Genomic DNA, 22,769 nt, shown 5'->3' on the forward strand with positions numbered 1-22,769 from the left:
ACATCCATCTATTAGAAAGAAGGCGATGGTTAAAAGAGCAAGCTAAAATAATATCAAACTAGCCAAGCTAGGATTCCCTGCATGGCTAGTTAATATAGTGGGAACAGACTTTGCTCTAATGGTGCTTTATCTCTCGAATTTGCACGTTGAAATAAGGCGGCTAATACAAATTAATTTCACCTACTACTAATTGAATTACATCTTCTATTGCTGATGACTACTGGCTAGTGAAGATTTTATCCAAGAAATCGTGGAATTCGGCTCAGCATTACAGGAAGGACACTCACATGCTCTTCCTCAGCAAATTGCATATAACTCGTTAGTATGTTGCTGTCTACCAGACCTTCATTCTATCGTGCTAGAAGTTTTCTCTTTATTCAACATGCGAATCCACCTCACAGCCAAAAATCTAAAATTGCCGAAATTTATTGAGTAAACATTAAATTGTCTGTCCAATCAATCGAGGCAATGCTCCAAGGAGCTTTTCCCTTGTGTAAGCATCGCTATAATTCCATTTCCTCGCGTCTACAAAATAAAAATTTCCTTTCTTAACTGCAGGTAAGCTTGCCCATATGGAGCTGTTTATGAGCGCCTCTGTAGCGAGTCTTGATTCAAGATTATCTGAGAACAACATAAAGATCCGATCTCCTGCGTATTGAGGTAGTAACGCGATCGATATTTCTTTGTATCCTGCTCTTGACTGAATTAATCGCTCTATTAATTTATTTGGTTGAAAACCATATGGATGATATAGAGCGGTCGATAAACCGGTACACCCCATCACAAAAAGACGTTTACCTCGATCGAATATAAAAACAGATGCCGTTTCACCAGGCGCAAGAGTCGTTTGTAATTGCTGCCACATCATATCTTCCTTTTTGTTGAAACGAAAAAGCCAATCTTCAGCCTCTTGTTTCTTGCCAAGCCATTGTCCTAATAGAGCAATACGTTTTTCAAGGGTGTCCCAAGAATTATGTGTAACGGTAGGGGCAATTTCTGATAAAACCTGATACTGCTGTTCGTCAGCATTCGTAAAAATAATTAAATCTGGATTTAGTTCAGAAGATCTTTCAAAATCGATTGGAAAATTTACATCCTGAACAAGTGGCACACGATTTTTATAGAATGATTTATTAATAGCCGTTTTATCTCCACCAATTGGTTGTATATCAAAAATGAGCATATCTCCAAATGTCTCCCCATGATAAATGACACGACTAGGAGCGGAAGGGATTTCAACTTTATGACCGGTCCAATCCTTTACCATAACTTTTTTCTTTTGCTTCCGTGCAAATTGCTTTGGAGGCATACCGATCATTTGCTTAAAGCGTCGATTAAAATAATATTCATCACTAAAGCCCACTAGCTGCGCAATATCCTTTAACGGTTCATTGGTTTGTTGAAGAAGTACTTGTGCATGCTCTAATCGTATTTCAGTTAAATAATCAAGCGGTTTTTTACCTGTTAATGTTTGAAAGACTGTACTATATTGCCATTGGGCAACACGTGCTAAACTTGCTAATTGTTTAACAGTTAGTGGTTTTTGATAGTGCTTATGTAGATAGTCAATGGTTTGCTCAACAGCCTTTGAAACATCAAATGTATGATCTTTTTGACGTTGATATTCACACAAAACACTGAGTAATTCATATAAAAGACTTTGTTGTTTAATTGGATTAGAATGGAGCGGTGTTTTGTAAAGTTCCTCAGCAAGTCGAATTAAGCGTGCGTAAGGATAGATGGGATACTCTACCTGATTAGAAAAAAGACTCTCTTTGTATGTAGAAGGTATTTGTTGTTGTAATTGAATGGTCGTAAATGATATTTTATAAAAACTATAATTATGCTTATCAATATCTGAAAAATCCATGACCGAATCAGGCGAAAGGAGAAAGATTTTGCCCTGTGTAACTAAGTATGGACTATCATCAATAGTTAACGTTCCGTTGCCTGAAATAAAAATAATTAATGTATGTTGCATAGCCATTATTTGCGGACAGCACCAATGTGTCGAGCGAGTAATATAGTCAATATCGGATAGATGAAAAAGCAATGCAGTTTCACAAGAAGTCGGCTTTTTATGTTCCAACTTTTTCGCCCCTTTATATAAATGAAAATGATTATCAATTAATGGTATTGTATAAAATATAAAGAGGCATTTCAACTATAGATGAAATGCCTCTTAACGAATTATTTATTTTTTTAACATAGTAGGAATTTCTTCTAGTAACCATTCTCTTGTAGAAGCATCACTGTCACTTTTTTGAATATCAATCGTGTAAACATGTCCATTTTTGACAGCAGGCAAGTTTTTCCATATGTTGCTTTCCATCATATCATTAGTGGATTGTTTCGCTTCATCATCTGTTGGAGTAAGTATGAATATTTGATCTCCAGCATACTCAGGGAGAAGTTCTGTGGAAATTTCAACAAAGCCTTTCTCTTCATCAAGAATTTGTTGGATATTTTCTCCTGGTTTAAAGCCACCTTCCGATTCATAAAGAACTTGTGAGAGACCAGCACGTGCCATGACAAACAAACGATCCCCGGGATAATAAGTCAAAACAGAAGCTGTTTCATTGGGTTTGATAGTGCCTTCATCAATTAGCGATTTCCACATCTTTTCTGCTTTTTCGTTATAGTTGTTTACCCATGCAGTGGCCTCTTGTTTTTTTCCTAGTATATCGCCAAGCTCTGATAAGCGTTTCTCTAAAGGAGCGAATGTATCAAGTACTATAGTTGGTGCGATTTTGGAAAGCTGTGTATATATTTTTTCATCGGTAGTTGCAATAATAATAAGGTCAGGCGTTAAAGCTAGTGTTTTTTCTACATTAATAGGGAAGCCTACATCCTCAACATTTTGTACACGATCTTCCCATGCATAATTCGTAATCCATGCGAAGCCAGCACCAACTGTGTTTACATCTAAAGTAAGTAAGTCACCATATCCTTCGCCATGATAAACCACTCTTTCCGGTGAAACAGGAATTTCAACCTCATGGCCTACAGTATCCTTATAAACACGTACCTTTGCTTCTTCCACTGGATTTTCTTCTTTCTTACCTGTTGCTTCGTTCTTTGAGCTACAAGCAGTTAGCAATAACCCAAATATTAATAGTACGCTACAAATGAGCATATATCGATTTAGCTTTTTCATGTAAGTTCCTCCATATATAAATGAAATAGATAATGATTATCATTATCGATATAAGAAAGCATAATGTAGCCTGTTATTTTGCACAATGGAGAAAATAAAGTAGTCTAATTGATGTTTATACAAAATGCTCTAAAAAAGGTAGACGAATAATGGAAAGATAATATGTATAATTGATAATAATTATCATTATCATTATAATGGTTATGTTAGTAATTGCAAACAAAAGAAATGAGTGAATACATTGGACATTAATCATCATATTTTTCTATGGAATCATGCCTCTATTAAAGTATTGGATGTACGTCATAATAGGTTGAAAAAGGATGAATCTTTGGATGTCTATAAGTTGCCTGCTAGTGTATTCCTTTTTGCAACACGCGGCAGTGCTGTGGTGCAACTGAATAAAATCGAATATCTTTTTCAAAAATTTCAAGTGATACATAGCGGCAAAGGAATTCACCTGAGCATATCCTTAACAGAAGCAGAATTTGAATATTATATGATATTTTATCGAGCAACAATGCCGCTACCATGTGCAAAGAGCATCATAGAGAAGATGGAGAAAAGTAATCCATTCCATATGCAATATAGTTTTTTGCCGAATTATCCTAGCACCCTTTTTTATCAGGTGAAATTGATGAATCAAACATGGCAACAACCACAGTTGATTGATCGATTCCATGTGAAAGCGCAATTCTATCAATTTGCTTATAATATTTTGGAACAGCTCCACGCACAGGGAGTTGAGGTGAAGCTACCAGAGCTTGCCGACCAAGTCATTGTCTATATACAGGAGCATTATGCTGAGAACATCATGTTAGAATCCCTTGCAGAAAATTTGAACTACAGTGTACCTCATTTATCTTCTTTATTTAAAAAAAAGACGGGATTTAGCCCAATTGAATATTTAATCTTCACCAGAATTGAAAAGGCTGAAATGATGTTAGTTGAAACCGATGCGACAGTCAGTGAGATTGCCGAAAGTGTAGGATATAAAGACTCGTATTACTTTAGCCGCCTTTTTAAAAAATATAAGGATGTTTCACCTGCGAAATATAGAAAAATAGCATTAAATCAGCGAAAAACAGAAGATTCTCCAGATAACTTCATAGAATTATCCATTGTTGGACAAGCTTCTCAACGATATATTGGTGATAATCATTATCAATATACTAAAAAAGGAGACTTATTAATGGTTAAACCTACAAAAATGCACATGCTCGCAACTTTATTTTTATGCTTTACTTTGTTATTGAGTGCATGTTCTGAGCGAGCAATAGAAAATAGTTCAACAAACGGAAGCACAAAGACAACAACTTCTCAGGCCGAAGAAGTCCAAATAAGAACTAAAATTGTCACTACTGGTAATGGCGAAGTTGAAATTCCAGAAAATCCACAAAGGATTGTTGTCACTGCAGAAAGTTACGCTGGTTACTTACTAGCACTTGGCATAAAACCTGTTGGATTGTCTCAATTTGGCTTAAGAAATCGATACTTTGATGGACTAGTGGATGGTGTCGAGAATATTGGAGATGATGAATCACTCGAAAAAATTCTCGAATTAAAGCCAGATTTAATCATTACAAAAACGTCCTCTGAAAATGTTGAAAACCTACAAAAAATAGCCCCAACCATTGCTATTAAGCCTAAAGAAAAGGATTTTAAAGAGCAATTCCTTGAATTTGGAAAAATGTTTGGGAAAGAAGAAGTTGCAGAAGAATGGATTGCTAATTGGGATAGAAAAACTGCTGAGTACCAACCACTTATTCAAGAGAAGGTAGGCAATAAAACAATATCAATTCTCGGTGTGGGTGAAAAAGAAATATATGCATATGGTGATAAATTTGGAAGAGGCGGAGAAATCATGTACGGAGAGTTTGGTTTAAAGGCGCCTGAGTTAATTCAGAAAGAAGCAATCGATTTAAAGGGTGGATGGGTCTCCTTTTCTTTAGAACAACTCCCAGAGTTTGCTGGAGATTATATATTTGTTGAAGATAACGCCGATTTTGAAAAATCAACATCTGGGGTTTTATGGAAGGATCTGCCGGCTATTAAAAATAACCGGGTATTCATCATAGATGAATATGATTCTTTCTTCAGTGATCCTATTTCCTTAGATAAACAGCTTGAATTTATTGTGGATAGTTTACTGGAAAGGGGAAAATAATATGTTTACTTAAAAAGGAATAAGCCTTTGAAAAATCTCTCGTGCCTACATTAAGGTATGGGAGCTTTTTTGTTGCTATGGAAATTACTAAATCATAAAAGATCCGGGAAACCACTATTATATCCGTCAATTGGTAGAGAACAAATAAGCAAAGGGGTACGATAACAATGTTTTTATTGTTAATCATTGTCATTTGTAGAAAGAGTGTAGGAGGAATTTAGAAATGGCTAGTCCTTTAAAGAAAGACAGGAACCACTTTTGGATGTTCGTTGTGACAGGTATGTTTTTAATCATTACAACCACGGGTTTTGCCAGAATGGCCTATGGAATTATGTTACCTTTCATGCAGGAGGGTCTGTCACTCACTACGACAGAGTCTGGATTATTAGGAACAATATTATTTTTAGGTTATTTGTTAACTGTAGGGATGGCAGGCATTTTGACGCTGCGTATAGGGGCGAGAAAAGTGTTGCTGTTTGGTAGTGGACTTGTTGTTGCAGGCCTAGCAGGTCTTGTATTTGTCACGAACTTTTGGTGGGCAGCTATAAGTTTGTTTTTAGCAGGCGCGGGTAGTGCGCTTGTTTATACACCTCTTCTATCAATAGCAGTTGGCTCGTTCCCAAAGAAAAGAGGAACAGTGATGGGACTGTTAATGAGTGGGGCAGGTATTGGGATGCTATTATCCGGTATACTTGTGCCATTTATGTTACAGCATTTCCCACAGCTTGGATGGCGAGGCCCTTGGCTAATATTTGCAAGCATAACAATCATAGTAGTGTTACTTGCAGCGTTTGTTTTAAAAGCTCCACATGCATCACATGAAAATGTAAATGCTGACGAAAATACAAATGGGTGGAGAAGTAAAGAACTGTATTTCATTGCAGTGCTCTATTTTATCGTTGGTATTATCTATTTAATACCGAATTTATATCAAACGAGCTATATGAAAGAGCTTGGACTTTCTAATGCAATGGCAGGAACTGTTTATGCGATAGCGGGTATTGTTTCAATTGGAGGTGCTCCGTTATGGGGAATGCTCGCTGATCGAATAGGTGTAAAAAAAGCATTACTTGCTGCTTTAGTATTGTCTGTGGTTGGAGATATTCTTCCAATTGTATGCGGAACTATAGCAGGATTTATTGTATCAGCAGTTATTTGGGGTTCTTCACTTGGCGGTGTTCTTGTGCTAATCCAAATGAAAGCCAGTCAACAAGTGCAACCTAAGTATGTTGCAACTGCCATTGGTTTTATATCTATTTTTTATGCAGTTGGTCAAATGATCGGCCCTGTGCTTGCTGGTGGATTAATAGAATACGCTGGTGGTTATATATCCGCTTACGGTTTTGGTGCAGTTATGTTTTTCTTGTGTGTACTTCTTACATTGATGCTTCAATCGAAAGAAGTACAGTAAAGGTATTGTTAGTAACAATAAAGTAATCTAACCCATCTCTTTTTTTATTTTTCATTTAATAGCAAATGAATCATGAATTTGCTATACTTTCAACAGATAATGAAAATCATTCTCAATGAGAGTTATAAAGGATGGTGATGAAACATTGACAACTAACTTTCATCAGAACTTTAGCCATTTTTTCAATGCGTTGGACATAGCAAAGAAACATGGCGCCCCAACAGAGTATATGGCATTCCAATCCAATGTTAAAGAAGGAACGATACATCGCTTGATTCCACGTTCAGATTTAGAAGTGGTCATCTCCGACTATACTTTTTATCAAAATTATAAAATGCAAATGTCTACGAAACAGCCAATGGTTGAACTTAGTTTTTGTATGCAAGGTGCTAGAGGAATTCAGATTTCAGGATTAGAGCACGAAATGGCTTCAGGGACATGCTCACTTCAATTTATAGAGCAAGTAGCAGCAAATTTTTCTTTTCATAAAAATGAATGTTATAAAATGGTAGGCATTGGCATGCCAGTTTCAACTTTCAATCATTTTATGCAAGCAACGGGCGGTGGTAGAGGTATTGTGAAAGAATTTTCCCATATTATTGGAGAGAAATCGTTCCGAATTTTTCAAGAAAAAATGCAACCATCCGCATCTATTATTGTTAAGCAAATGTTGGATGCAGTAGACAGCAAACATATGACAAATATAGAGTTAGAATGTTGTGCATTACAACTACTATCTATGACATTTCGTTCTTTCCTGTTTGATAATTCTCCAAGACCAGCAGAATTCTCAAAAAGTGATATATCAAAAATCAAACTAGCTCAGACAATGATTATTGAACATATGATAGATCCGCCCACATTAATGGAATTATCGCGTTCGATAGGACTTAACGATTTTAAATTAAAAAAGGGCTTTAAAGAGATGTTTGGCACAACAGTTTTTGGTTATTTACGAGAAAAACGCTTGGAAAAGGCGTATTTATTATTACAGGAAGGGAAGATGAATGTGAATGAAGTATCTAGTCAAGTAGGTTACGCTAACCCTAGTTATTTTGCACAAACTTTCAAAGATAAATATGGAATCAATCCTAGCAAATTTGTTAGAGGTCAAAGGATTGAAGGGGACATAGATGGCTAATCTGATTTCACAAGATGGAGCACTTTTATCGCAAACATTTTATTATCCGATACAAATTACTAGGTTAGAAAAGGTCCTTAATCAATCTGAGGAAATCTCTTCGTTACCATCTATTTTAGTTATTTATGATGGACAAGGATTTCTAACTTTAAAGGGAAAACAATACAAGCTATCACGTGGATGCGTGGTACTTTGGCATAATGCAGAAGAATTAGACATCACAACCAAGTTACATGCTAGACTTCGAGGAACGCTTATCCAATACCATGGTTTAACGAACGACCAATCTGAACCGAGCATATTGAAGCATTCCGAACCGCTTTCGGACTGCTCTTACGAGATAATTCGTATGGCTTCAGAGTTAGAAATAATATCGAGCGAATCTATGAACAGTAACCCATTCCATGTTCAAAAATTATTTTTAGAACTTCTTGAAGCACTTTCCGAAGAATCGGAAGATAGAGTTCGACCTGGTGATTCCTGGCTAGAACAAATACTCAATTATATGGATACACATTTTCATGAAGATTTAACGCGGGAACAGATGGCCCAACTAGCACAAGTCAGCCCAGAGCATTTCTCACGTGCTTTTCGCAAACATACAGACCAAACTTTTAGTGCATATCTCGCCTTACTACGGATTCGTGAATCTCAGCAGAAGTTGCTATATAACATGCCTAAATTAGATAATCTGGCGCAGGAAGTTGGCTACAAAGAAGGTACCTATTTAAGCCGCAAATTTAAGCAGTTGGTGGGGATGTCTCCTTCCGCTTTTTATAATAAGCAAAAGCGAGTGGTTTCGCTTAATACGAATCATACTGCATGTCTACTTGCACTTGGTGTTATACCTGAATTGGGGGTTTATTCTGAATGGCTAGATGATGTTAAGCAAGTAAGCCCAGTATACAAGCTAGATAATTATGAGCAGGATACAACGTCCACCTATAAAAATATCGCGGCAGTGCGGCCTGATTTAATCATTAACTATGATACAGCAAAGGGAAATAAGTCATTGCTTTCATTAGCTCCAATACTTGAAGTTCCATTTATGCATAGTAGTTGGCGTGAGCAGTTTCGCCTTATTGCAGATATTGTAGATAGACAGCAACAAGCGGAGGAATGGTTTAGTCATTATGATAAATTAATTTTGCATTGTAATGAGCAACTTGATTACCATCTAGGCATAAGAGGGACAGCCATTGTATGGGAAATCGGTGAAAATACCGCATATTGTATTAATAGTAGCTATGGCAGAGGAAGCCAAATTTTGTATGACGAAATGGGGTTTCATTTACCCGCCTCTATGCTTAATCATAATATAGAAAAACGCGGCTATATTGAGAAAGATATTGAGGCTATCGCAAATTACCCAGCTGATCATATATTTATTACGGCACTTCCTACACATAAGGAGGGGAGAAGGCGGGTAAAGCAATTATTTCAATCAGAATCTTGGCTAAAGATGGAGGCAGTGCAACGGAAGCAAGTATATGTGATTAACCAATCAAACTTGTTTTATGGATATGATCCGTTGTCCACAAAGTCACAGCTACATGAACTAATGAAGGTGTTAACATCATAAAAATGAATAGCTGTAGATCATTCTAGTGCATAGACAATGGTAACTCACCACATTACAATTACAATTGAGAATTATTATCAATGATTATATTTGGAGGGTTTAAAATTGCGCTTAGCACAATATCAACGTAAGAAGTTTATCATGCCATTATTTCTGATTATAATGTTAGTCTTAGCTGCCTGTGGAGAAACAAAAAGTACGGCGAACTCAGCGGCAAATGAAGAAACACAACAAACCAACATGACGAAAACGATAACTACAGTGAATGGAGAAATTACAATTCCTGTACAACCAAAACGCATTGTAGCGGAGGAATACATAGGTAGTCTAATCGCATTAGACATTATTCCAGTAGGAGCCCCTGGATTAACGCTTAAAAATTATTATTTCAAAGATGCGCTAACTGGGATTTCTGATATAGGTGATTACGGAGCGCCATCTACTGAAAGTGTTCTGGCGCTTAGCCCAGATTTAATCATTACTGGGAATGGAGATAACTATGAGACGTTAAGTAAAATTGCTCCTACTGTTGTTGTTCCATATGGGGAATTAAAAAATGCTCATGAGGAGCTAACATATTTCGGGCAACTGCTCGGTAAGGAAAAAGAAGCTGAAGCATGGTTAGATCATTACGATCAAAAGGTTGCAGATGCTAAAGCAAAGGTTGATGCAGTTATTGAGGAAGGATTAAGCTTTTCTATCATGGAATATACGGATAAGGAGACTTATGTGTATGGTGATAATTTCGGTCGTGGTGGACAGCCTATCTATCAAGCACTTGGACGCAAGCCCCCTGCAAATATAGCAGAAGAAATTATGGAGAAACAATGGGCTAAACTTTCTGAAGAAGTGTTGGCGAACTATGCTGGTGATTATATTATTATGACTTCTAACAGTCGAACAGTTGAAGATTTCAAGGCGGATCCACTATGGGGAACTTTGCCTGCTGTAAAGAACGATCGTCTTTATGTTTGGCCGGAAGAGCGTTCTTGGTACTACGATCCGACTGCTGTGTTAGCGCAGGTAGAGGAATTAACAACATGGCTTACAAATCAAAAAAATTAAAAAAGCGGATTCTCTGTTTACAAAAGAATTAAGAAGGCATTTTATCAGTGATTTGAAGAAGATTAATTGAAAAAGAAGCACCATTGTTTGCTTTATGGCAGATGGTGCTTCTTTTCCATTTGGAATTATATTTTTGAAATGACGGATAAAATCAAACAGCCATTAGAAAAATATTTAATTTATATTGATGAAGTCAAAGTTAGATTAATTAATTTTTCATTAATTGACTTAAAAGTAAAGAATGTGAAAATTTACTTTGAATATAGATAATCTTTTACTCTTGTGGAAATATGCTTCGATTCGAGTGTTTGACAGACGTTATGTAAATAAGGAATGTGGTGAGGAGCTTTCATCATACCGATTACCTGCTAGTAGTTTCCTATACTCAATGAAAGGTAAAGTACGTATTTTATTGGACGGTAAGGCGTATAACTTGGAAAACTTTCATGTATTACATAGCGAAAAAGGAGGGTGCCTAAATATAAGCTGTGTTGAAGAAACATTTGTTATTTTTTCAATTTGTTACGAGTTTTTACGACAATTACATAGTCAAGAAGTATATCTTCAAAAACCAGACTTAGTTGAACCAGTAATTTGTTATATCCATGAGTATTATAGTCTACCAATTAAGAGTGCACCAATCTGGGTACGCTTGATGCTGTACAAAAAGATCAGATTTTTGAAATAGATGGATGGAGCTTCTGGTCGTCTGACCCAATTTCAATTTTAGGACAGATAGAAGAAGTGGCAGCACTATTGGTGGCACACGAAAAGGAAAAATAAGTTGATGTAAAAAGAGAGGCTGGGACAAAAGAGAAAAAGTGTTAGATCGACTGATAGTGATCTAACACTTTTTTGCTGTAAGCGTTGATGTCCGCTACGGCGGACGCCTTCGCTACCATCAACTAGTGCTCTCTTCTAAAATTTTTTATTCCAAAAGGAAGAACGTCTAAATTTTTCTTCATTTTAGATAGCAAAAATTTAATAACGCCTATGCTCCTCTTTCTTAAAATTTAAAGTTTTGTCCCAGCCTCCAATTTGATTTGCTCTATAAATATTTGGTTGTAGTATTGGCTCTTTTCGGGTTTGTTAATTTCTAATTATTTGGAATATACCAGATGTTTTCGTTTGAATAATGTGTTGATTGTCATTGACTATGTAAGAAGCCGGTTCTTGATCGCCGAATTCATTGATTCGAACGATTGAAGCATCCTTTGGTAAATTCTCGATGATCACTTCTATATCAGCCACGAATTCTACAGGTTTTTTATTCAAAGTTGCTTGGAAGGTAATACGATTTAAATTTCTTGTGAGCTGGATATCCATTACGCCAGAATCTTCATTGACAAGAGTACCTAGTGGTGGAACGATGACAGTCATGTTTGCTTTTGTTGTTAAAACAAAGCGCTCTGAACTGATTTCAGAGTCAGCAACATTGATCTTTGTTTTATAGGTATTTCTGCTTTTGGACATCGCCGTGTTTTTACCTGGTACAGCTGCTGTGTCTGATAATATAGGCGTTTTTATCGAATTCCCCTTAGTCGGGAGCTTATATTTGCCATTAACATAGTCTACTAATATCCCTACATTCGGAACAAGTTGTTGTTGAACAGGCGTTAACGCTTCAAAGGCTGTTTTGACAGCTTGTACATCCTGTGTTGTGGACGTTTTTGGCGATAATGCAGCAATTGCATTTTCCACTTCCTTGGCAGCAGCTTTATCTTTCAAGACAAGTTGTTCAGCATCTAGTAATAGTTTTTCAGTACCGCTAGGGAAAGAAACATTTGAAAATCTACGTAATGCATTGTATTCAGCTCTTGCTTCTGCGACATCTTTATGGAAGCTAATGCGAGATGAATTCAACAATTGGATCTTATTAACAACTTTATCAACGGATGTATTGGGCGCGATAGAAGATGTCAGTATTTTTTGTGTATCTGCGCTAACAAAGGACTTTTGTGCGGCATTCAATGTGTTATACCAATCTCTCGTTTCAATAACGTTTTGATAGTAATTAATGGATGTCGATTCGACAGAAGCTAACTTTTCTTCGATTTGTGTCGCCAGTCGACGATAGGCTACCCTTGTTTGCTGGTGATTTGACAGTGTGCCATAATTCGTTACGTATTGCTTCTCTGTCTCTGTTAATGCATTGTAGGCTTTATTAGCCGCCTCTAATGTTGGTTGAAATGATGAAACGGTATCATTAATGTTATTAATGAGCTGTATAACGTTCGAAACATTAGAGTTGTAGTAATAATAGTAATTATAATTGTATGTGTATGCTGTCTTTGAATTTGCCGAGATATCAGCAGCAGATGCTGACGTAGTAGGTGTAGTAAAAATGAGCGAAGGAAGCGCTACTAAAGCAAATAAGGCAAGGCTTTTTTGGTGTTTCATATACGTGAAAACCTCCTATTTCTATAATTACTAATTTTATCATAGCTTAGGATATTTTTATGCATTTTTTGGATGAATAGGTAGATAGGTCGCTATTTTTTTATATGCATGTGTAACTTCTGTCCTTATGGGAATTGGAGAGACGGATAAAATAGCGAAAGTGACGGATAAAATGGCAAAAGTGCCGGATTAAATTTTCAAATTGAAGGATAGAATATCCAAGCTGATGGGCAGTACAGCAAAGCTTTTGAGTTCCTGGCAAATACTTAAACCAAGTCCGAGCCCTCCACCCAAAGATGTGATACTCGAATCAACTTGTTCATATGGCTCGAATATTCTTTCCTGCATGTCCTTTCAATGCCAATTCCCGTATCTGTAATAGCAATATATAGTTTTTAACCGAGCATTTCGGCATCGATTGTAATAGAACCTTTATCCGTAACTGAAGCAAATGTTGGAGGAGCAATTAGCTCTATAACCGATTGACAAGATTAAGAACTGGTTTACTAGTTGGGAAAAGAAAAGAGCTTTGTCTGAAGCTGATATTTTAGACTGAGACACGCCTTTTTTGTCTTGTTTAGATTGTAGTATCTAAAATGTAGCAGAATTTCTGAGATAAACTTAATTTTTCTATGTTAAGTTGATAAATCTTTTGTTGTGATATGAATATCCATACATTATGATTATTTATAAAAAATGGAGGTGTTTGTAATGAAAAAATCCAAAAGTATTGCTTTAAAATTATCTTCTTTAATCATAGGATTATTTTTAGTGCTGTTTATTACTTATACAGTTGTAACAAGTTTCATTTTATATAATCAAAGTGTAGATGATTCAGAAAGCGCAACACTTCAAAATGCTCAATTTTCTGCTGCGAAGATGAGCGAACGCTTTAAGAAAGCTAATGATACATTACAAACAACTAAACGCATAGTGGAAACAATGCACAACAATGGCGGACTTTCCGCTGAAGGCTTAATGGATATCTTGGAAACCAATCTAGTAAAGAACGATGATTTGATTGGGGTAGGAGCTATTTTAGAAAAGGAATCTGCGCAAGTAGAGCCGACTATTGATGTAACTTTAATTGATACAAAGGAACGTTTCATGCCCTATATGTCAAAGAACGGCAATGAAATAGCAACTACTGCTATAGAAGGACTTGAAGAAAAAAGTAGTGCACAATGGTATTGGGTCCCTAAAGAAGAGAAGCGAGCTGTACTAACAGAGCCTTATGATTATAAGGTGAATGGCGAAACAATCTTGATGACAACGATATCTGTCCCGCTAGTTAATTCCTCGGGTACATTCTTTGGGGTGTTAACAGCTGATATATCCATCGATTTTTTAAAGGGACTGGCTGATTCTATTAAGCCGGATGGTGGGTATGCAGGTATTATTACTGCTAGTGGCATATTAACGGTAAATAGTATTAATGAAAAATTAGATGGTACAAATATGCAAGATGCTATCGATTGGGCAAGTGTAAATAGTTCTATGGAAAATGGTAAACCAGACAGTATGTATGTGGATTCAAAGCAATTAGGAGAAAACTCGTATAATGCTTTTGCACCTATGGTATTGGACGAAATCGACGAAACTTGGACGGTTCAATTAGTGGTACCAAAATCTAAGATTCTTGAAACCTATAATCAGGTTCTTGTATTTACGATCGTAGCGGCAATTATCATTGTTATTTTAATGGCAGTTGTAAGTGCATGGTTTATCTATAAACAATTGAAACCATTAAAACTTTTACGTGCATCAATAGAAACTGCAGCGGATGGAGATTTAACGAAAAAAGTGGATGAAAAATATATTAAAGCAGATGAAATAGGCGCAGTTGCAGTAGCCTATAATCATATGTTAGACAAAACGAATGATGCTATACATACGGTGTTGCATTCTACGACGCTGCTTAACCAATCATCAAATCATGTTCATGAAGCATTTAATGAGATTGTAGCTTCTAGTCAGGAAGTTACAGTTGCGATAAATGAAATTGCTCAAGGTGCTTCAAAGCAATCGGAAGACACGGAAGAAACCAATTATCGAATGATGGATCTTTCTGATCAGATTGATACGATTACACAGTTATCCACTCAAATGGAAGAGCTTTCTAGCAAAACGCAAACGACAACTGAAAAAGGTATGAGAGAAGTTGATAGTTTGCGTGAACGTAATGAGGAAACAAATGACATGAATGGACGAGTACAACAGCAAATTGAAGCATTAACTGCTAACATTGCAAATATCAATCAAGTCATTGCATCCATTCAGGGTATAGCGGAGCAAACTAATCTGCTTGCACTTAATGCGAGTATTGAAGCCGCTCGAGCAGGGGAACATGGGAAAGGTTTTGCAGTGGTAGCCGAAGAGGTTAAAAAACTAGCAGAACAGTCGAAAAATGAAACGGATGTAATTAAGACAACCGTGGATAGTATATTAGAAAACTCTAAACAGACAGTACTCGTAATAGCATCTAATGCTAGTTTAATGCAAGCACAAAATGAATCAGTACAAAGTACGGAGGTAGTCTTTAAGGACAATAGTGAGTTGTCTAGTTCTATTGCAGATGCAATTAACGAGTTACTTACTAAACTTTCCAGTATGCTAGAGCACAAAAACCAAGCAATAATGGCTATTCAAAGCATTTCAGCTATTTCAGAGGAGACAGCCGCTTCTGCAGAAGAAGTAAGTGCTTCAACAATTGATCAACAGGCAGAGTTAGAAAAGGTTGCAGATTCAATAAGTAATATGAATAAAATCTCGCAAGAATTGCAAGAGGTTGTTCAACGTTTTAAACTTGCTTAAATCCTCAACCTTCGTAATGAAGGATTTTGCCCGAGGTGATTCAAATTCCTTCTTCAATCAAAATAGCATAGCATGAAAAACTAAAATCTGTTGCTTTCTGCGGGTAAGTCGCAAGCCTCTTTGACAGGGGCTTGCCTAACTTACTTTCCGTGTTGAAGTCTAGCAGATTTTTTTAGAATAAAAAATTATTATGAGCAAGGCCATTAAAAATGTTCTTATCAGGTTAGTTGAGGTACATTGACCAAGCAAGCGGATAGTTCTACTATAGAAAGAGATGAAAGGGGGACAACTGCATGATGTATCTCGGCATGATTTTCTTTCAAATTGTTGCCCCGATTTTAGTGCTTCTTGTACTTGGGGCCGTTTTGCAGAAGAAATTCCGCTTTAATTTAAAGGCCTTATCCCAACTTATTACATATTGCTTTATGCCAGCTGCAGTTTTTGTGAATTTATATGAAACAAGTGTGGAGCTCTCGGTACTAGGACAGGTGGCGGTGTTTATCGTCCTCTTTATCGGGAGTCAAATGGTGCTGAGTCACTTTTTAGCAAAGGGGCTTGGTTTAGTGAAAACAGAGACAGCGGTGTTTAAAAATAGTGTTGTGCTCATTAACTCAGGAAACTATGGCATTCCAGTGGCACAAATGATATTCGCGACACAGCCAATTGGCGTGGCCATTCAGGTCATACTAGTTATTTTTCAAAATATGACGACCTATACATATGGCTTGTACAATCTTATTTCCTCGACAAAATCGGGGCTGGCCATCATGAAGGGTTTCCTGAAAATGCCTATTATTCATGCGCTTATTATTGGTGTGGCAATGAACTTCTTCGAAATAGCTATCCCGCAATTTATTCGTATTCCAATCGACCATGTAGCAGATGGCTTTATCGCTGTTGCATTAATTACACTCGGCGCACAACTATCCCAGCTTGAAATCAAGTCGATGTTTAATAAAACTGTTTTTGTCAGTTGTTTTACACGACTGATAATTGGTCCAAGTGTGGCACTCCTCATTATTTTTGCACTTGGCTTAGACGGTGTTGTCGCTCAGTCACTCTTTATAGCTAGCGCCTTTCCAACGTCGCGCAATAGTTCAAGCCTAGCTTTAGAATACGATGTTGAATCAGCGACAGCTGCACAAACAGTTTTATTTTCAACGATTGTTAGTTGCATCACAGTGACGATTGTCATTTACGTTGCAGAAATACTTTTTACGTAAAATATCTGCGCTAGTCATGAAATTTTTCTGCTGAAATTCCATTGTTTACTAAATACGCATCAAACATTGTCATAATGGATTGTAAAATATGGCTTCCATCTATTAGTGATATCTGCTACACTAGCATCAAATTGAATAGCTTTAACTAGGGGAGTCTGACGAGTCAGGCTGAGAGGGAAACGCTTTGAGGTTTCTTGACCCTTTGGACCTGATCTGGCTCATACCAGCGTGGGAAAGTTAATGATTATCGCAGTACTTGTACTTTGCGATAAATTGAAACCCTTACATGCATAGCCGGATCCAATATTTTTTGGATTCGGCTTTTTTTTTGTAGTAAATTGTTGGGTGAGCTAGATTCGGTCCTTCTTAAAATATGTAAAAGGGAGCGAAGTAGTTTATGACAACAGTTAGCGAAAAGAACATTAACATTATGACAAGTTTTGATGGGAGCAAAAAGGTGTATGTAGAGGGCTCACGGCCGGATATTTTAGTGCCAATGCGGGAAATTACGCTGAGTCCAACTACTGGGAGTTTTGGAGAAGAAGAAAATGCACCTGTGCGTGTTTACGATACAAGTGGCCCGTATACGGACCCTACCTACAACGTAGATATTACGAAAGGTTTACCTAATTTAAGAAGAGCCTGGATAAGAGAGCGTGGGGATGTAGAAGCATACGAAGGTCGTAAGATGAAGCCTGAGGATAACGGCTTCCGACATGCAGATGATCCGCGTATGAAAGAAAATGTCTTTCCTGGGCTTTATCGCAAGCCTTTACGTGCGAAAAAAGGACGCAATGTGACGCAGCTTCATTACGCAAAAAAGGGCATTATTACACCAGAAATGGAGTTTGTAGCCATTCGCGAAAATTTAGATCCAGAATTCGTACGTGCTGAAATTGCTGCTGGTCGTGCAATTATGCCTTCGAACATTAATCATCCAGAGGCAGAGCCCATGATTATTGGCCGTAACTTCCATGTGAAAATTAATGCAAATATCGGTAATTCAGCTGTATCCTCATCCATTGCTGAGGAAGTAGAAAAAATGACATGGGCAACACGCTGGGGTGCGGATAATATTATGGATTTGTCTACAGGTAAGCATATTCATACGACACGTGAATGGATTATTCGCAATGCTGCAGTACCCGTAGGAACAGTGCCGATTTATCAAGCGCTAGAAAAGGTAAATGGTGTTGCGGAAAATTTAACGTGGGAAGTGTATCGTGATACATTAATCGAGCAGGCCGAGCAAGGTGTCGATTATTTCACGATTCATGCAGGGGTATTATTACGTTATGTGCCTCTAACAGCTAATCGCGTAACGGGTATTGTTTCGCGTGGTGGTTCGATTATGGCGCAATGGTGCTTATTTCATCACGAAGAAAGTTTCTTGTATACGCATTTTGAAGAAATTTGCGAAATTATGAAGATGTACGATGTTGCTTTTTCTTTAGGGGATGGCTTACGTCCAGGCTCTATTGCCGATGCCAATGATGAGGCGCAGTTCGCGGAGCTTGAAACACTAGGGGAGTTGACGCAGATCGCTTGGAAGCATGATGTGCAAGTCATGGTAGAGGGGCCAGGGCACGTACCGATGCATCTGATTAAGGAAAATATGGACAAACAATTGGAAGTGTGTAAAGAAGCACCTTTTTATACATTAGGTCCACTGACAACAGATATTGCGCCAGGCTATGATCATATTACGTCTGCTATTGGTGCAGCAATGATTGGTTGGTTCGGTACTGCAATGCTTTGCTATGTTACGCCAAAGGAACATCTAGGCTTGCCCAATCGTGAAGATGTTCGTGTAGGTGTCATTACGTATAAAATTGCAGCACATGCGGCTGATTTAGCAAAAGGTCATCCAGGGGCACAAGTACGAGATGATGCACTATCAAAAGCCCGTTTTGAGTTCCGTTGGCGAGATCAATTCAACTTATCATTAGATCCTGAGCGAGCAGTGGAATACCACGATGAAACATTACCAGCAGAGGGCGCCAAAACAGCACATTTCTGCTCGATGTGTGGGCCTAAGTTTTGTAGTATGAGAATTTCTCAGGATATTCGGAACTATGCAAAAGAAAAAGATTTAAATACGACACAAGCCATTCATCAAGGTATGCAGGAAAAAGCCGAGGAATTTAAAAAGACCGGCAGTCAAATTTATCGATAAAAAAGATTGGATAAAAGATAAAGATATGTATGCTACTTAATCAATAAGACAGCAAGAGGGCAGCCTAGTGATAATCTCGAGGCTGCCTTTTGACTATAATGTTAAGGGTTTTGCAATATGGCATTCCAGCTATTAAAAAAACCCCATGCGAAGTTTTCATTTCGCATGGAGTAAAGAGTTGGATTTGGATATCAATAAAAAATAGATAATTAAACGTTAGTTGCTTGCTTTACATATGGATTTGAAAGGTCCATACCCTCTAATGAAAGACCCATTGCTTTTGCTACACCCTCACCATATGCTGGATCAGCTAAATAGCAGTGTAAGATGTGGCGACGTTTAATGAATTCTTCAACAGAAGCCATATCATTAGCTGTATTTTCAAATAAACGTTGTTGTTGTTCCGCAGTCATTAAGCGGAATAATTTACCTGGCTGCTCGAAATAATTGCTATCATCTTCACGGAAGTCATGAATACCAGCATTGCCATCGATGCTTAATTCAGGTTCTTTATGGTCCAAGTTATGCTCCCACTCACCATAGCTATTTGGCTCGTAACTCATTGTAGAACCAAGATTGCCATCAAATCGCATAGCGCCATCACGATGGAATGTACGGAATGGACATTTTGGTGCGTTTACAGGTAGCATATAGTGATTTACGCCTAGGCGGTAACGTTGTGCATCTGCATAAGCAAAGATACGACCTTGAAGCATTTTATCTGGAGAGAAGCTAACGCCAGGAATTATGTTAGAAGGTGCGAATGCTGCTTGCTCTACTTCTGCAAAGTAGTTGTCAGGATTTTTGTTTAACTCGAACTCACCAACTGGAATTAGTGGGAAGTCACCTTTGTACCAAACTTTTGTTAAATCAAATGGATTGTAAGGTAATTCACGCGCTTGTTCTTCTGTCATTACTTGAATGTACATTTTCCATTTCGGGAAATCACCTTTTTCAATTGCTTCATAAAGGTCGCGTTGAGAAGATTCACGGTCATTACCGATTACCTCAGTAGCTTCAGCACCAGTTAAGTTCTTAATGCCTTGTTCTGTACGGAAGTGGAATTTCACCCATACACGCTCATTTTGAGCATTGATAAAGCTGTAAGTGTGAGAACCAAAACCATGCATGTTGCGGAAACCGTTTGGAATACCACGGTCGGACATAACGATTGTTACTTGGTGAAGCGCTTCTGGTAATGAAGTCCAGAAATCCCAATTCGAATTTGCGTTTTTCATATTTGTTCGTGGATCACGTTTTACTACATGGTTTAAATCTGTAAAGTGTAGTGGATCACGGAAGAAGAATACAGGTGTGTTGTTACCAACTAAATCCCAGTTGCCTTCTTCAGTATAAAATTTAAGTGCGAATCCACGAATATCACGTTCTGCATCAGCTGCACCACGTTCACCGGCTACTGTAGAGAAACGAGCGAACATTTCGGTTTTCTTACCAATCTCAGAGAAGATTTTTGCTTTTGTATATTGCGAAATATCATGCGTTACAGTGAAAGTACCAAATGCACCCGAACCTTTTGCGTGCATGCGACGTTCAGGAATAACTTCACGGTTGAAATTTGCTAACTTTTCAACTAACCATACATCTTGAAGTAAAAGTGGCCCTCGAGGACCTGCAGACATTGAGTCATGGTTACTTACTACTGGGGCACCACCTGCTGTTGTAAAGCGACGGCTACGATCATTTGCGTTTGTCATATAGTTTACCTCCTGGAAATATAGTGGGTCAAACTCTTCATTTATAACTATAACAAATCTAAAATAGAATTGCTAGTAGATTATAATAATTATTGTTAAAGAATATTTATATTAAGATATAAACTATTAATATATGCTCGTTCTAATAAGATTATGCATCACTTTAATAAATGAAGAAATTAAAAAAGATTTACCTAAATAACTTTAAGTAGTGTTAGTTGGCACTTGCTGTAGCGCTTCTTATGAATACTGGAATGACTTTAAACAAATAGAAGTGGAGGTTTCTATTTTGTTTTAACTATACGCGTGTTGAAAATAGAGTATGCTAATTGAAAATACGTTGACTTGTAGTGGCTGTATTTTTCAAGTTTTACGATAACGATTAGGAGTAGTACCGATTTGCTGCTTGAATATTTTAATGAAGTAATTTGGGTCATCGAAGCCATTTAGAAGTGCAATCTCACTAATAGCGAAATCTGTTTCGACAAGCATTTTCGTAGCATTTTGAAGACGTATTTGTTGTAAAAAGCGTTTAAATGGCAAGCCCTGCTTTTTGGAGAAAATCGTGCTCAAATAATTGGGGCTAATCCCTAATTTATAGGCGACGAAGGGCAAGGTCAGTGAACTATCCTGAAACTGTTGCTCGATAATCTCTAGTGCCAATTCTACATAGTCTGCTTTTTTCTCCATTCGAGCCTCTCGCGCTAATGTCATAAGTGTTTGTGTGAATGAAATAATACCATTCAGAATTGTATAAAGTATGGGGTGTTCAATAATTAAATGAAAAAGCTGGCGATAGTTTTGTTCGATAGCGGCTTTCTCATGCAATTTATATTTCAGCATAAAGCGCCGAATTTGAGCCAATACACTTGTCAAATGGATTCGTAAGTCATCCTGTTCATAATAAATCCCTTCTTTAGCTAATCGATATAAAAAGGCTTTGATTTCCTCGAGATTACCGTCCTCTAAACTTTTAATGAGTAACTGTTGCTCTTCGGGTGTTAGTAAAGGGTCAAATGGTTGTGTGGCTAACTGTCTGTTCGCATGAAAAATATGTCCAAAGCCTTCGTAAAAACTTTGATGAAGTGCACGCTTTGTTAAGGCGTACATATTTTTTAGTGTTGTAGGTGCACAGTCGTACATACCGATATTAAGTGAACTATTATTCGTAAGTCGCCATTCCTTCATCAATGTACGCATATCTTTTTCAACTATTTTCATATCATTTATTTGAAACAGGCAGACAATACTATCTGATAATGGATAGATTTTCATATGATGATAAATAGGTGTTTGCTGGAGCCAATTGTACAATGTATTCAATGTTTCTGGATGCTCAGGTTCAATCATCGTGAAGTGCATATCGGTATCTAAAGAACTGGTCTCACTATCTAAAAATAATTTATCGTAAAATGTTTCATCTGTAGCTTGGGTATAGGCTTTCTTTACCTGCGCTGTATGAAGCGAAATTGTAGCTAGCTTGTGCTTTAAAATTTCTAAATCAATGGGTTTTACAAAAAGGTGTGCAACCTGCAAATCAATTGCTTTCATGGCATTTTTAAATAATGGTTCTGTCGTTATTGCAAAAATAGTGGCTGAGTATTTTTGTAATAGCTGATAAAGCTTCGTTAAACGGTTATTAGGAATTAAATCGATATTCAGTAATATTACCTCAGGCTCAAACTGTTGAATGCTCTCAGTTGCTTCAGAAATAGCCGTACACATCTCCACAATAATATCTCCAGGGAAGTACGTTTGTAAAAACCATCGAATACCTGATAGTTCTGTAGGGTCTCTATCAATCAATAAAATTCGTATAACAATCAACCGCCTTAAAATAATCTAGTTTCGTAAAAAAGTCATATTATATTATTAAAAATAACATAAAAATCAAAGATAATTCCTGTTTTCCCTTTTA

13 protein-coding genes and 1 riboswitch are annotated in these 22,769 nt (G+C 37.2%); of the genes, 8 read left to right on the top strand and 5 right to left on the bottom strand.

All coding sequences use genetic code 11. From position 1 onward, the window contains the following. Positions 1 to 439: 439 nt before the first annotated feature. Positions 440 to 2,089 carry an AraC family transcriptional regulator gene (locus ACQKII_RS13605; protein ID WP_427460025.1) on the bottom strand — a complete coding sequence of 550 codons (1,650 nt, stop codon included), beginning with the start codon at positions 2,087 to 2,089 and terminating at the stop codon, positions 440 to 442. Positions 2,090 to 2,194: 105 nt separating this feature from the next. Then, positions 2,195 to 3,157, bottom strand: coding sequence for an ABC transporter substrate-binding protein (locus tag ACQKII_RS13610; protein WP_427460027.1), 963 nt, complete (start codon positions 3,155 to 3,157; stop codon positions 2,195 to 2,197). A 232-nt stretch (positions 3,158 to 3,389) separates the two neighbouring features. On the opposite strand from ACQKII_RS13610, the gene ACQKII_RS13615 reads away from it, so the two are divergent. The 5 genes from ACQKII_RS13615 to ACQKII_RS13635 all read left to right on the top strand — a co-directional run bounded on the left by ACQKII_RS13615 (position 3,390) and on the right by ACQKII_RS13635 (position 10,523). Then, complete coding sequence (locus tag ACQKII_RS13615) at positions 3,390 to 5,324, top strand: AraC family transcriptional regulator (protein WP_427460029.1); 1,935 nt, start codon at positions 3,390 to 3,392, stop codon at positions 5,322 to 5,324. A 223-nt stretch (positions 5,325 to 5,547) separates the two neighbouring features. Further along, positions 5,548 to 6,735 carry an MFS transporter gene (locus ACQKII_RS13620; RefSeq protein WP_427460031.1) on the top strand — a complete coding sequence of 396 codons (1,188 nt, stop codon included), beginning with the start codon at positions 5,548 to 5,550 and terminating at the stop codon, positions 6,733 to 6,735. 115 nt (positions 6,736 to 6,850) lie between these two features. Further along, positions 6,851 to 7,876 carry a helix-turn-helix transcriptional regulator gene (locus ACQKII_RS13625; RefSeq protein ID WP_427460033.1) on the top strand — a complete coding sequence of 342 codons (1,026 nt, stop codon included), beginning with the start codon at positions 6,851 to 6,853 and terminating at the stop codon, positions 7,874 to 7,876. Then, entirely contained in the window at positions 7,869 to 9,458 is a 1,590-nt protein-coding gene (locus tag ACQKII_RS13630; RefSeq protein WP_427460035.1) for an ABC transporter substrate-binding protein, read from the top strand. Before ACQKII_RS13625 ends, ACQKII_RS13630 begins: the two co-directional genes overlap by 8 nt. Before the next feature lie 105 nt (positions 9,459 to 9,563). Next, positions 9,564 to 10,523 carry an ABC transporter substrate-binding protein gene (locus ACQKII_RS13635; RefSeq protein WP_427460037.1) on the top strand — a complete coding sequence of 320 codons (960 nt, stop codon included), beginning with the start codon at positions 9,564 to 9,566 and terminating at the stop codon, positions 10,521 to 10,523. Positions 10,524 to 11,612: 1,089 nt separating this feature from the next. Here the strand turns inward: ACQKII_RS13635 and ACQKII_RS13640 are convergent. Further along, a complete protein-coding gene (locus tag ACQKII_RS13640) occupies positions 11,613 to 12,923 on the bottom strand; it encodes a hypothetical protein (protein ID WP_427460039.1) in 1,311 nt (436 codons plus the stop codon). A 711-nt stretch (positions 12,924 to 13,634) separates the two neighbouring features. Between ACQKII_RS13640 and ACQKII_RS13645 the strand changes: the two genes are divergently transcribed. The 3 genes from ACQKII_RS13645 (at position 13,635) to thiC (ending at position 19,136) form a co-directional block, all read left to right on the top strand. Continuing rightward, positions 13,635 to 15,737, top strand: coding sequence for a methyl-accepting chemotaxis protein (locus tag ACQKII_RS13645; RefSeq protein ID WP_427460041.1), 2,103 nt, complete (start codon positions 13,635 to 13,637; stop codon positions 15,735 to 15,737). 293 nt (positions 15,738 to 16,030) lie between these two features. Further along, positions 16,031 to 16,960 (top strand): AEC family transporter, encoded by a 930-nt coding sequence (locus ACQKII_RS13650; RefSeq protein WP_427460043.1) that lies wholly within the window; start codon positions 16,031 to 16,033, stop codon positions 16,958 to 16,960. A 137-nt stretch (positions 16,961 to 17,097) separates the two neighbouring features. After that, positions 17,098 to 17,212: riboswitch (TPP riboswitch) on the top strand. Between the two features lie 145 nt (positions 17,213 to 17,357). Further along, a complete protein-coding gene (gene thiC, locus ACQKII_RS13655) occupies positions 17,358 to 19,136 on the top strand; it encodes a phosphomethylpyrimidine synthase ThiC (protein WP_427460045.1) in 1,779 nt (592 codons plus the stop codon). 209 nt (positions 19,137 to 19,345) lie between these two features. On the opposite strand, the gene ACQKII_RS13660 is transcribed toward thiC, so the two are convergent. Together ACQKII_RS13660 and ACQKII_RS13665 are read right to left on the bottom strand one after the other, a co-directional pair. Continuing rightward, entirely contained in the window at positions 19,346 to 20,851 is a 1,506-nt protein-coding gene (locus ACQKII_RS13660; RefSeq protein WP_427460047.1) for a catalase, read from the bottom strand. 363 nt (positions 20,852 to 21,214) lie between these two features. Beyond that, positions 21,215 to 22,678 carry a helix-turn-helix domain-containing protein gene (locus ACQKII_RS13665; protein ID WP_427460049.1) on the bottom strand — a complete coding sequence of 488 codons (1,464 nt, stop codon included), beginning with the start codon at positions 22,676 to 22,678 and terminating at the stop codon, positions 21,215 to 21,217. Positions 22,679 to 22,769: the final 91 nt, after the last annotated feature.

It is taken from the genome of Lysinibacillus sp. NPDC048646, assembly GCF_050272295.1.
GTDB lineage: Bacteria > Bacillota > Bacilli > Bacillales_A > Planococcaceae > Lysinibacillus.